Consider the following 12,155-nt stretch of genomic DNA (forward strand, 5'->3'; position numbering starts at 1 on the left):
CTCCATCGGTAAGCCTGTGAATCACAACTTCTCGCTCAGTTCAATAAATTAATAGGTCCTGAGCCTAGAGTTTGGGGCAATACAAGGCTGGTGCGACCGGCCAGCATTTGCTCCTATCTCTATACAATCCAAGCCAAAGAAATTCCTGCGCCCAGACGAGGCAACGCAGCTTGTGGCTCATGCCGCCATACACTTGCAGCCCCTATTCGTCTTTCTAATCGGGACCGGCTGCCGACTGTCTGAGGCCCTCGATCTGGAATGGAGTGATGTTGATTTGTGGGGCGCGCGCGCTGTCGTCTGGCAGAAGCAGGGGAACCAGAGGCGCATTGATATGCCGCCATGCGTGATTGACTGGCTGAAGCGCATAGAATGGCGGGAAGGTCACGTATTCCGCCCCGTCACGCAAACCCGAAAAGGCTCCGTTATCGGTGAGCGGTACCACAACTCTGCAAGGCAATATGGCGGCCAGATAAAAAACGGATGGGCAGGAGCTTGCCGGCGCGCGGGCCTGCCAGGGCGATTGCGTGAATGGATTCCTGCAGGCCAAACTTCTTTGCAATCGTGCTTTGTTCCGGACTTCACGCCGCACGATCTTCGGCACACGTGGGCCTCTTGGCACTACTGCGTGCACCGAGACCTTCTCCGGCTCCAAACGGACGGCGCATGGAGCAACATCAATACGGTGACAATATACGCCAAGCTGATGCCAGAGGCATATAAGGACCAGATAGAGAGGTGGTGGAGGGAGGGGCCGCACGTGGGGAATGCGAACTAAAATGCTCCACGGATTTTCCACAGATACCAGTATGAAACCATAGACAATGGTGGACTGAAATAGATTTAAACGAGTGGAAAATTTCAGCGGAAGACATGGTTAAAACCGCAGAATACTGCGGCTCAGGAATGGTGGGCGCAACAGGGATTGAACCTGTGACCCCTACCATGTCAAGAATGTTCTCTATCTTAAAAAATGGCAGATTTTAGCGATATATATTCAACGCGATGATGCGGATAACCATTTTATAACCAGTAACCAATTCTCACACTTCCCCCTTGTACAACACCCCAAACCTGTACTACCCTGTCAGGGCTACGGCGGCGTGGATGGACACGCTCAATGCTATGTGAGGTCAGCCCTCTGCGCGCGGGAAACATGACAACATAGGTGCGAAAGCGACATTGAATATCGGATACAATCCGACGCATTAGCCGGTATCAAGCTCGGCCCGTAGCAACATGACGCGGGAGTTCGTCGGTAGAACAGTCCGCCATGAGTTTCGGAGCAATCCGATGGGAGCTTAATGGTCGGATAATGTGCGGGTTCAAGTCCCGCTCGCGTCCCCAGTTTCAGGCTCCAACTGTTTCCTAATTGGAAATTGTTGGCGGGCGCCAGACCCGAGTGCGCTCTAGGCGGAATAAATGCCTATCGTCACCTCTGGAAGTCGTCAGGTGCACATGGCGCAAGGTACGCTAATGGCTCCGTGTGAGCGCATGGTGTACAGACAGATGCTTCCGGCTCGTCCTGCATCTGGCAGTCGGTGGAAGCCCGTCATTTCTCCGATAAAGTCCCCACCTAACTTCCGCCGCAATCCCCATGCTATAGCGGCCAAGCCAACGGCTCTCCGCTACCCATGAGCGCCGTTGGTCTGGCCATTTTCCCGGCGTCAGGAAAATGGTCTTGTCACTCCCCTGCCTGACAAGCCCGCACCTGATCGCGCAAAACCACGTCCTGCCGGGCAATCTCTGGTAGCGCCACAAGCGTGGGGTTGGCTCGAAGCTCCGTAGCCGCCTGCTTCTGGAATTCTGCCGACCATGGGGCAATCTGGGGGCAGATTGGTTTGATCTTCTGACTTGAGCAACTCGCCAGAAATAAGCAGAAAACAGCCATAAACGGCGTTTTTTTCTTCATTTCCGACTCACCCCGTCCCAGCGTCCAGCCGGTCAAGTAACTGGTCTTTGCTCTGCGGACCCTCGGCCTGCGCCTTAGCCATGGATTCGGTGGTAGCAGTCGCGGCCTGAGCATCGCCCACCGCTGCCTTATCCGTGGCCACGCTCTGCGCGTTGCGGCCTGCTTTTGTCGCATAGACCACAAGCGCGATGAGCGCCCCAATCGCAATGATTGCGAGCGCCCCCCAGAAATAAGCGGTCAAGACGAAGCCATCTGACCCGCTGCCTGCATACCAGCCAGCGCGGCGTTGAACTTGGTTGCCAGAGCGTTCAGGTCAGCAACGGCCCCGGCTACATCCGTTGCTGAGGATGCTCCGGCATTGGCAACATTTGCGGCCATCTTAACGCCACCGATAGCGGCAGAGCTTGCCGCCGGAAGCGTATAGCCCCCGCCAGACGCCGCCTCTGCAATTGCCCGCATAATGACCGAGGCGGCCTGCGGAGCGATGCCTACGGCGGCAAGGTCGTTCGCTGTCACAGCCATATCAGCCTCCCTTACGCGCCGCCAGAGGATGCGGTTGCGTTAACCGCCTTGGTCTTTGCTGCCTGAATGGTGGCGTTGACGCCAGACAGAATCTGAGTGACGCCATCGACCACTCCAGACACATTAAATTCAGTGTTCCGCTCTACCAGCGTCAGGGCCAGCGCGACCAGTGAGCCAGCATCCGCGATATTGGCAGTGATGTTGGCGGAAAGAGCCTTGCCAGAAACGGTGGTGAAAACGGCCTCACCGGCGGTGATAAGTGCCTGTGTATCCATGACGGGCTCCAGTCAATTGTGGGTTGTGGTTTTGGTGGCAACATCATCAGCATTCGTGGCATGCCCTGCGTTCTGCCCAATGGCATTCACAAGGGAATACAGCCACAGCCATTTGCTACCGTCTTTTGGTCTCGGCCAATGCCGGGCGGCTATCGCGCATGTACCGGCGAGGACGATGCCAAGGGATGCTACATCCGCCGCCCACTTGGCGGGCAGCATGGGGAGGACGTAGCTTAAGAGGGACGCAAGGAGCGTGGTGGGGTCCATATCAGGCATCCATCGCAGCACGGAAAATCGGGATGGCCTGCGCAGCCACGCCTGCACCTCCCAGCGTGTTGTAATGCTGCTTCCAGTAGGCCGCCCATGCGGTGGCATCGCCAGCGGGCGGCAACGCATCCGGCTGCCGGAACAGATGAACCCGGCACATGGCGGCAGCATAAACGGGGCTTGTTACAAGGGCCTGTGCGCTGGGCCGTCCACCGGCGAGCGCGGATAGGGGCTTTTGCAGATAGGAGCGGTACCGAATGAAATTCGCCCACATATCGTCATGGGTGGCCGGTTCCATCTGCCAGAAGCCAAGAGCCGGACCAGAGCCAAGTTGCTTGAGGTAAGTGTACCCACTTTCTTTCAGCCCAATCCCGAGAACCCCCTGCTGGGCGGACAGGGTATTGAGAGGCGCAGGCAGGGCAGCAAGCGCAGGCGCAACCCACATATCACGCACATGGGGAAGATACAGGCCGCTCATTGCGTCAGCCAGTGCAGCAGGTAAACAGTTCCGGCAGCTATTCCGCCTCCAAGCCCAGAAAATCCAGCAATGAGCGAGTTCTTGAAGCTGCCCTGCTTCTGAACGGCGGTCAGAATTTCATTTAGGGTAGCCTGCTGCGTATCCTGCTTGGATTTGATCTTTACCACGTCAGCCTCCACCAGCCTCACATTGCTGGTGAGGGCGCTCATGCGCTCGGAGAACTCTGGACGAGTGATGTAAACACCAACCGGGGCTTCGCTACTGATAGCGGCGGCTTCACCCATGCTATACCTGCAAATTTGGGAAGAAGGCCGCCCTAGCTGCCGAAGCGCGAGAGGGCGAATTACGGTATCATGTTACCGTAATTATGCAGCGTGTACAAGGCTTATGACGTGAGTATATCTGCGGGCTGGGCAGGTAATGCGGTGCTGGTGGTATCCGCTCCACTGGCGATGGCATTGACCGCTTTCACGTAGGCTTTCATGTCCGCCGTAAAAGCTTCGCCCATGGCTGCGGCAAGGTTCGCCTGCTGCTGTATCCAAGCCTGTGCCGTAGCGGCCTGTGTTTTGAGAGGTACTGCAACCGGAGCAGGCGTGTAGTCCTGCAACGTATTCGTGGACGTGTCAAAATACTGGCTACGTGGGTTTTTCTGCCTGTCCGCATACTCGCTGGCTGTGATGGCGTGTAGTGTGCTTTCTGATGGCTCACCAGTTACGGACAGGAAACCCCACATATCATAAACGGAGCATGGAGAATTGCTATCGCAGTAGAACCGGCTACCGTACTGGATTGCCGTGCCGCTGGTGAACACATTGAGCATACCACTCACAGATGGTACCTGTGCGAGTTCCCACTGTCCGCTGGTAAGTGCTGCCATAGTCGAAGCGGCACCGAGCGTAAGGACATTTACAGGTGCCCCGGCGATGTCCAATCCATTCCACACGTCCATGAACGACTGGATTTTTCCATCCACAATCGTTCCGTAATACTGGGAAGGATATGCTGCTTTAACTGCATCTAGTGCTGTTTGGTCTGTCATGTCAGAAGTACCCTATTGCAAGGCATTGCATCGTGTAAGGTTGATTGGATGTGGTGGGAGCCCCGTCAAAGAAGGCCAAGGGCTGAAATGTGAAACCGGAATTGGTTATGTTAGGGGTGGAAGTGCCCGAGACGATATCAAGGACGGCAACACGCGAAGTGTTATTCTGCTCCCTCGACAGTTGCAGGAAAACCTTCGGCACAGTTCCAGACCGGAAAGCCGTAGGGAAGGCAACGTATCCCTCACCTGAGCCGGAAGCGGTCCAAGCTTGCATCTTCAGAGTGGTATCTGAAAAGGGAAGATCAGAAGTAAACGCAGAAACCCCTGCCGGAGATACAAGTCGCCCCTGATTTGTACCCTGCGCTACCAGATCGAACTCATACCATGACGACCCGTTGAAAGCAGAAAGCACAATATTGAGAGATGCCCCAACTACCTCGCGCAGACCTATCACGCCTGCGTAACCGAATCTTTTAGTTAGGTTGAAAAAGATCGACGCATCATTGAAACCAGAAGATGCGTTTGCGTTTGCGTTAGAGTTTATCGTGAGACCATAAGACGGACCTGTAATAGACAGAGTCCCAGTCATCGTATCGCCAGCGCGGTTTACTTTATCGGCATCAAAGGCCAGCTTGCCCTTTGCAGTCTCAGCCGTATCATCGTCATTGATAATCAGCGGGTGCCATGCAGAACCGCTGTAGCTGTTGAGGCTCGTGTAGGTGCTTGATCGAGAAAGGTTCCACTTTTTGGTGCCCGTTGCCTGTGCCCCGGTAACGGAACCGAGTGTGTTGGTAAACGTCACTGCGCCCGTGGTGGAGAAGGCACCATTAACAGTTTGGTCCGCATTCACAGTTTGGGCCGCTACCCATGTGTTCGCATACCCCAAACGCCCATAACGGGCATCCGCATCTTTGGCCCCAACGGGCTGATATGCCGTCCAGTCAGTCACGGCCGGAACGGTCGTAACCCCGGTCAGTGCCGTATTGTTCAGAAGCGCCTTAAGCTGCCCCACATTCGCAGCGTCCGTATCCGCCGCGCCATCCGCCAGAAAGGTGATGCGGTTTGACCCCATATTCCAATTGGACGTAACGGGAACAGACCCATTCCTGAGCAGAACAGCATTGAGCGCCGCCTGAATGTCCTCCAGCGGCATGTTGTGCTGCGTTGTCATGATTTCCGTGCCGGGCGTGGCTTTGTACGCGGGCGGGAGAGTGTAATTCCCGTTACCATCATATGGCATGTCAGTTTCTCTCTGCGGGAAGTCCGGCCCCTATCAGGGCAGCGGCAATGTTGGGGGCTATTTGGCTCTGTGTCGGAGCAACGGGCGCGAAGGCAGACGCATCGCGGGATAGGAGGGCGCGGGCTACTGCGTCACGGGTTCGCTCGTTGCGTGCATTTATCGCACCGCTTGCCAAGCGCTCGCCAACGCCAAGCGCCGCGTCACCAAAACGAAGGTTGAGAAGCGAGCGCAGGACGGGTGTTTTCTGGTCGCCGGGGATGATCTGCTGCGCAAGTATGTTGCGGTCAGTCATGGACCCGCCGCGCGCGGCTTGCGTAGTTGCAGCAAAGGCCCGCTCCGCATCAACCGCATTATTCAGGCCGTCGGCTGCGTCATCGCCAAGAATGAGCGCCATTTTCTCCCGGTTATATCCCTTGTCCAGCAGGGCCTTTGCCGCATTTGCATCATTCCGCGCCGTCCCCATCGTCTGAGCAACCTGCTGGCGCGCGCCCTCAGTAAAGGCAGCTTTTTCAGACTCACCCATGCCCGCAAGAGTGCGTTGGAGCATATCGGGGGTTGTGGCGTTGCTGAACACCTTCTGCCCATCCGTAAGGGCCTGCGCGACCTTGGAATAATCTGAGTAAATACCGCGCGCTGTGGCATATTCAGGAGAAAGGTCATCCATTACGCCAAGAAGCCGCCGCCGCACGTCCGCAACGCTACGGGAAGCCTCGTTGTCTTTAAACCCGGCTCCCGTTTTAATCTCTCCAATGTTATCCTGCATGGCGCGCTGGATATAATGCAGGTCCTGTAGCGTCATTTTGCTGACGTCAGGTGCCATTTCGGGACCATGCATACCCATATTGCCCGTTGGGGAATATAGAGACCGACCCTCATTGCCAGCGAGAGTGTTTGCCTTTGCAAGGGCAGACATAAACGCAGGTGTTTTGATGATTTCTTGCAGTTCCGGACTGTCAGCAACAGGAACCGGCATCGCCTTGTCATACCAAGGGGACGCAAGCGCTGAGCGAGACGAGGATATTCTGTCTGCACTATCAAGGATATTCCTGCGCGGCCCCATGGCGGCATCCATTGCACCCTCAATACGCTGCCCTGCCTGCGCCTGCCGGTTCATTAGCGCTTCGACAAGTTGCTTTTGCGCCGAGCCGGGAGCCGATGCCACTGCGCGCGCGGCTTGCTGCATATTGGGACCAAGGTCTGCCAGCGTGGCGGCTGGACCAAGGCGCGCAAGCTCGGCATCTGCCAATGCGGGAGAAAGAGCATCCGACTGGCCAAGTTGCCGAACGATACTCGCCGCCCGGTCTGTTGCGCGCCCATCTGCTCCCCGCATAAGCGCGCGCGTCAGAGCGGCCCCTCCGCTTATGGCCTCACCCAATGCCTGACCGCCCGCACCGCCGACTGCGCCCATGCCAGCGCCCTGAGTAACATTATCGCCGCGTGCGTAGGCGTCCGTTCCTCCTAGGACCGCTCCCTCAAGTCCTGTCAGGCCAATGCGACCACCGGCAGCCAGCGCGCCCGATGCCTGCGCGAGACGCGAGGGGATGGCGATGGAGGCCAGTGGGGCGGTGGACGCAATACCCCCCGCAATCTGCGCCCCTGTGTTCAGGGCTGGATGCTGCTGGGCAAACTGCTGGTCCAATCCACTCTGAGCAGCAAGGGCCTGCTGGTAGCGTTGCGACCAATCGCCCTGCAACTGTTGATCTGGCGAAAACAGGCCATTGAGAACCGGAGCCAGTGTGGCGTTTGTCGCCGCGTCAGCCCGGTTCAGCAGGCCGCCAATGACCGGAACGCCTGTCGCAAATGCGCGACCGGTGCCTTCTGCGATGGATGGGGACGCATCAGGCTGGGCGCTATGTACCCCTCCCATGCTGTGCGCGATTTCATCCACAGTCGCGTTCTGCTGTTCCGGCGAGAGCTTAAGAAACTCATCACCAACATCCACATCCCGACCATTGATCGTAAGTGTGGGCATTACCGCACACTCCACGTCACGCCGCTGGACGTTGTGCGCGTGCCAGGCTGAGGAGCAGGCTGGCTCGACGCGGCTGGCTGGTTAGGATTTTGAGCAGTCTGCCAGAATGACCGCACTGCTGCGTATGGGTCTGGAAGATTTCTCACCGCCTCTGCGCGCTGGGCTGGTGTAATTTCTCCTCTACCCTGCTGCCCCGCCAAACGCCCCATGTCCATCTTGCGTTGCGCCAGTGCCTGAATGGTACGCGCAATTGCGATATTGCCCTGTGTGGAGTTCATAATCTGGGGCATTGTCGCAGACAGTCGGGCTGCATCGGCATCAGATTGCGGGCCTTCGCCCGGCACATGCGATTGCCTGATTGCGTCACTTACAAGGGATTGGAACTGCTCGCGCTGCCCTTGCCCCTGCGGCTTCCAGCCGTCTGGCATATAAGCCCCAAGACGGTTAGCCATTTCCGCAGTTAGACCGCCGCCGCCAATTTGGGGGGCCAGATACTCCAACGTCTTCCCTAGGCCCATTAACGACCCAGATTTTTCCCCGTCCTGCTCTTGCGCAGCAAGATTTTCACCGGATTTTGTTGCGTAAGCCTTAGAGGCCGCATCAGCTATGCCTCCATTGCCCGTATTTACGGAAACATTCGTTCCCCCAGATTTTAAGAAGAAATCTACCGCCTGATTGTATTCATTAGAGCCGGGAGGCAGCCCACGCGAGCGTGCATACTCGTCGGCCTGCTGCATCCTACCAGTCAGTCCAGTATTGTTCATTTTCCCTGTACGCCAGTCAGTCAAGGCGTTAGCAGAGTTAATCTGCGCTCGGTAAAGCGGGTCAGATTGCCGTAGCCGCTCCTGCTGCATGAGCAGGTTTTGCTGCATTTTGTTTTGTAGCAGTACAGACGCAAAGCTCTTCGCAGATGTGTTAAGGCGCGGATCTGTCAAAATGGCTCCGAGCTGAGATATTGATGGGCCAGTGTCCGCATATGAAGCAAATGCAGGCTGTTGCGGCGCAGAAATGCTCGCCCCCGCCTGCTGCGCTTGCGCGGGAGGCGTGCCCGAACCGCCCATTTTCTGCGCAGCCCAATCCTGAACCTGTCCAGCCGTCATGCCGCGCAGGAACGGGTTGGCCGCGACCTGCTGCGGGCTCATGATCTGGGATATGGGCGTGTTCGGGTCTGCCTGTACAAGATTGGTGGCCGTTGGCGCGCCAGCAAAATGCGCGAGATACGCCTGCCCTTCCGTGGGGGCCTGCACCCCATGGGCCAGCATGTAAGCCAGATTGTCGGTCGCAAGCTGCTTGGCTGCAACCTGAGATTGCGCCGGGTCCGTGCGTCCATCTGCCGTAAGGCCAAGTTCGGGGTGCTGCTGGCGTAGGGCTGTCCACGTAGGATTGGTGAATTGGAAATCGCCCGTTGCGCTGCTGTTTGGGTTGGTTGCATTTGCATCCCCACCGCTTTCGGCCCGCCGGATGTGCTCAATCAGTCCCTGCGCAAGAATGTCGCTCGCCCCCGCCTGCGCTGCCTGCCCGACCGTGGGCTGCGCGGAGGCAACTAGAGCGTGTGCAACTGGGCTTATGCCGGAAGGCGTCTCTGTGTCGCGCGTAAAGGGGTTGGCCGCGTCAGTCCCCACGCCTGCAAACGGGTCGCTCTGGTCCTGCGGTCCGGCCAACTTCATGGCCTCATCAGACCCCAGATAAGGATTTACCTGCGGGTCTCGCGCATCGGTCCCGGCGCCGCCAAAAGCGCCGTCTCCACTCAGGGCAGCGACCGTTGCCTTGCTATAATCATCATTCAGCTGTTGGGCCTTGTCCGCCCTGCCGTTTTCAAAGCCGCCAAGGAATGAATCAAGCATATTGGCAGCGCCCTGCGCCCAGTTATAGGCGGGCGTCTGGCGGCCTTGCGCGGTATATTGTGCCGCCTCTTCCCGTGCGCGCTGTATATCTTCGGGCGTGAGTTTTTCTCCGCCCTTCCCCCATAGGAAGAACCCGTTATCCATTGCAATGACCCTTGATATCTTCCAGAAGGCGGCTGGCGGCCCGTGCGTAATCCACCATCAGATATCCTTCCGGATGTGTGGCAACCGCCTCCGGGTAATGCTGCATGACTTCTTGCGCCATGAAGCCGATATGCTGGCCTTCTGGCTTCGCTTTGTAGCGGAACGCATAAAGCCCGAGCCCGTTGGGGAAGCGCATAAGTATCCGGATATCCTTCTTGATGCGGATATCCGACCCTGCGAACTTGCCGCCAAGTCCCATAGCGCTATTGCCAAGCGAAAACAGACCGCTAGTTAACTGGTTGGACTGTGATAGTTGCTGATTGTAATTGTTTTGTACTTGCCCTTCGTAATCCACCCCACCCACCTGAGTTTGCGGCGTTGCACTCGTCGCCGTATTGGCATTGTTGACCTGAGATTGAGACAGAAGCGCAGACAGTTCGTTAAGCGGCTGGTCACGCTGCTGGTAATACTGGCTCAAATACTGGTTACGCGCGTCGTTATTGAACTGCGCCCCACTGAGAAGCGCGCTGTTGGTAAACTGCTGGCCTGTGAGGGCGGCATTATTCTGGGCATTGAACTGATTGAGCGCAGCCTCATTGCCGAATTGAGCCTGATTAAGCATGGCGGAGTTGCCAAACTCTGCTTGGCTCTGCTGCTGGTTGAATAGCTGGTTCTGTACGCTCTGGGCCGTCTCTGTCGCCTGATTGGCGGCGCGCGTGTAATTGTCGCCAATGCTCTGCTCATTGGCGCTGTAAGCAGCGCTTCCCGCCCGCACGCCAGAAGCCAACTCCTGCGCGCGCGTTGCCTCGGAATTGCGGTCAAGCGTTGGCGTAAGCTGGTTCATGACCGCGTTTTTGGCATTGTCATACGCCTGCGACACATCTCCGCCGAAGCTGGTCTGGTAGCCGCTGCCAAGTCCGGTTGTGTAACCATTACCCACGGATGTACTATAATTACTTCCGGGGCTGCTGCTGTAGTTGCTCCCAAGGCTTGTCTGCAAGGCTGGAGCGCCAGACGTATCGACCGGCTTTGTGAGGCCAGATAGGCCTGAACTGGATAGGGAGTTTGCAGTTGACGCTATGTTGGTCGCGGCCTGCTGCTGCTGATCAAGGGTCTGCTGCTGCTGATTGTTCAGCGTGGTAGTCTGGGTGAACCTCGGAACATTATATGTTTTGCCGTCAGGGCTGGTGACCTGAGTTGTGCCAGTCTGATTATACACCACATTCCCGTACGGTGTGTACTGGTCAGTCATGTTCATGAGCTGCTGGGTTTCAGCAGTCATGGTATTGTACTGGCTCTGAGCGTCAGCCGTTGCGTACGGATCAGGGGCTTTTGGTGAGCTTACGATTGTACCACCCTCCGGGTTGAGATAGAATATGATTCCATCCGCAGGAGATTTAAAAAATGCCAGACCGCCTCTCGGAAAAAGATATTGAACGGTTTTGGTCTAAAGTTGATATTAGAGGGCAGGAAGAATGTTGGCCGTGGGTTGCAAAATCCAGAAGCTGGAAAGGATACGGCCTTATCAAGCACAGCAGCGGAGCAAATATTGTTGCCTCGCGCATATCTTGCTTCCTTGCCCACGGAGCGCCGCCAAGTAATGCGGCATACACCCTTCACTCTTGCGATAACCCTTCGTGCTGCAATCCGGCCCATCTCAGATGGGGGACGCCCAAAGATAATGTCACGGACGCAATGGAAAGAAATCGGCATGTCAGGCCGCCCCGATGCCAAAATGTCCCGGCGTGGGAAGAAAAGCGCAGAAATGCGATGCCAAAGGGAAAGGCGGTCTGGAACCAATCCCTTGATGAAACAACCGTGCGGAAGATATGGGAGCTTCACTTTCAGAACAAAAATGTCTCTGAAATAGCCTCTATAACGGGATGTAAAAAACATGCCGTATCTGATGTTTGCCAAGGGCGAACGTGGAGGCATCTCGCAGACGCTCCGAGCTTGGAACGGCTCAAGACTGGCGGCGTCAGGCGCGGGTACAATCAGTTCTCTTAACCGCATGTCGGTACCGGTATTCGTCTTTCAGAACGCCGATAACAATACCGTTGCGGTTTGGGCCAAAATGGTTGCGGAGGATTCCCTCACGCTTGCCGCCGACACGCTCTACGATATCAATCACGTTCTGTTTTTCTGTGACTGCCGTAAACCGTTCGACCTGAAGAATATCGAAAAGATACTGGCCCATTTCGCGCAGGAGGCGTCTAGTCCACCCGCTGCCTGCGATTGTAACATGAATATCCGGGCCTGTGTACACGTTAAACAGCATGCCCGCGATTATTTGGCCGTCCCGCTCCAGACCCATGCAAGTGAAGGGCGGGAAAAACTGCACTCCAAGCGCCCGCTCCATAAAGGCCGGTAAGCGTGGGTCGTTTTCGCCAGTGGATATAGTGCGGAGCATGTGGGGAGGTTAGTACATGCCCGCGTGTGAGTACAGGGGTTTGTGGCGGGGGTAT

At 56.7% G+C, this 12,155-nt stretch carries 14 protein-coding genes and 1 tRNA gene; 3 read left to right on the plus strand and 12 right to left on the minus strand.

Annotated elements, in window-relative coordinates; all coding sequences use genetic code 11:
* Positions 1-172 precede the first annotated feature (172 nt).
* Both HK26_RS00750 and HK26_RS13355 read left to right on the plus strand, forming a co-directional pair.
* Positions 173-775, plus strand: a complete 603-nt coding sequence (locus HK26_RS00750) for a tyrosine-type recombinase/integrase (protein WP_257640802.1) — start codon at positions 173-175, stop codon at positions 773-775.
* A 463-nt stretch (positions 776-1,238) separates the two neighbouring features.
* Positions 1,239-1,344: transfer RNA gene (locus HK26_RS13355), tRNA-OTHER, on the plus strand.
* Positions 1,345-1,681: 337 nt separating this feature from the next.
* Here HK26_RS13355 and HK26_RS00755 read toward each other — a convergent pair.
* From HK26_RS00755 to HK26_RS00810, 12 genes are all read right to left on the minus strand, one after another.
* Positions 1,682-1,909 carry a hypothetical protein gene (locus HK26_RS00755; protein WP_086638046.1) on the minus strand — a complete coding sequence of 76 codons (228 nt, stop codon included), beginning with the start codon at positions 1,907-1,909 and terminating at the stop codon, positions 1,682-1,684.
* A gap of 7 nt (positions 1,910-1,916) precedes the next feature.
* Positions 1,917-2,090: a hypothetical protein gene (locus HK26_RS13360; RefSeq protein WP_180539230.1), complete on the minus strand. Its 174-nt coding sequence runs from the start codon at positions 2,088-2,090 to the stop codon at positions 1,917-1,919.
* A 56-nt stretch (positions 2,091-2,146) separates the two neighbouring features.
* The gene (locus tag HK26_RS00765; RefSeq protein WP_086638048.1) at positions 2,147-2,431 is read right to left on the minus strand and encodes a head fiber protein; all 285 of its coding nucleotides are present in this window, start codon (positions 2,429-2,431) and stop codon (positions 2,147-2,149) included.
* A gap of 11 nt (positions 2,432-2,442) precedes the next feature.
* On the minus strand, positions 2,443-2,706 hold the full coding sequence (locus HK26_RS00770) for a hypothetical protein (RefSeq protein ID WP_086638049.1): 264 nt from the start codon (positions 2,704-2,706) through the stop codon (positions 2,443-2,445).
* Between the two features lie 12 nt (positions 2,707-2,718).
* On the minus strand, positions 2,719-2,973 hold the full coding sequence (locus HK26_RS00775; protein ID WP_143296257.1) for a hypothetical protein: 255 nt from the start codon (positions 2,971-2,973) through the stop codon (positions 2,719-2,721).
* Position 2,974: 1 nt separating this feature from the next.
* Positions 2,975-3,451 carry a hypothetical protein gene (locus HK26_RS00780; RefSeq protein ID WP_086638051.1) on the minus strand — a complete coding sequence of 159 codons (477 nt, stop codon included), beginning with the start codon at positions 3,449-3,451 and terminating at the stop codon, positions 2,975-2,977.
* Complete coding sequence (locus tag HK26_RS00785) at positions 3,448-3,735, minus strand: hypothetical protein (protein ID WP_086638052.1); 288 nt, start codon at positions 3,733-3,735, stop codon at positions 3,448-3,450. Before HK26_RS00785 ends, HK26_RS00780 begins: the two co-directional genes overlap by 4 nt.
* A gap of 101 nt (positions 3,736-3,836) precedes the next feature.
* Positions 3,837-4,490 carry a hypothetical protein gene (locus tag HK26_RS00790; RefSeq protein ID WP_086638053.1) on the minus strand — a complete coding sequence of 218 codons (654 nt, stop codon included), beginning with the start codon at positions 4,488-4,490 and terminating at the stop codon, positions 3,837-3,839.
* A gap of 1 nt (position 4,491) precedes the next feature.
* Positions 4,492-5,661: a hypothetical protein gene (locus HK26_RS00795; protein WP_143296258.1), complete on the minus strand. Its 1,170-nt coding sequence runs from the start codon at positions 5,659-5,661 to the stop codon at positions 4,492-4,494.
* A 70-nt stretch (positions 5,662-5,731) separates the two neighbouring features.
* Entirely contained in the window at positions 5,732-7,702 is a 1,971-nt protein-coding gene (locus tag HK26_RS00800; protein ID WP_086638055.1) for a hypothetical protein, read from the minus strand.
* Positions 7,702-9,690 (minus strand): lysozyme family protein, encoded by a 1,989-nt coding sequence (locus tag HK26_RS00805; RefSeq protein ID WP_086638056.1) that lies wholly within the window; start codon positions 9,688-9,690, stop codon positions 7,702-7,704. Before HK26_RS00805 ends, HK26_RS00800 begins: the two co-directional genes overlap by 1 nt.
* Entirely contained in the window at positions 9,683-10,972 is a 1,290-nt protein-coding gene (locus HK26_RS00810) for a tail fiber domain-containing protein (protein WP_086638057.1), read from the minus strand. Before HK26_RS00810 ends, HK26_RS00805 begins: the two co-directional genes overlap by 8 nt.
* A gap of 612 nt (positions 10,973-11,584) precedes the next feature.
* On the opposite strand from HK26_RS00810, the gene HK26_RS13365 reads away from it, so the two are divergent.
* Positions 11,585-12,061: a hypothetical protein gene (locus HK26_RS13365; protein ID WP_180539232.1), complete on the plus strand. Its 477-nt coding sequence runs from the start codon at positions 11,585-11,587 to the stop codon at positions 12,059-12,061.
* The last annotated feature ends 94 nt before the right edge of the window (positions 12,062-12,155 follow it).

Origin of the sequence: Acetobacter okinawensis (assembly GCF_002153655.1) — a bacterium.
Lineage (GTDB): Bacteria > Pseudomonadota > Alphaproteobacteria > Acetobacterales > Acetobacteraceae > Acetobacter > Acetobacter okinawensis_A.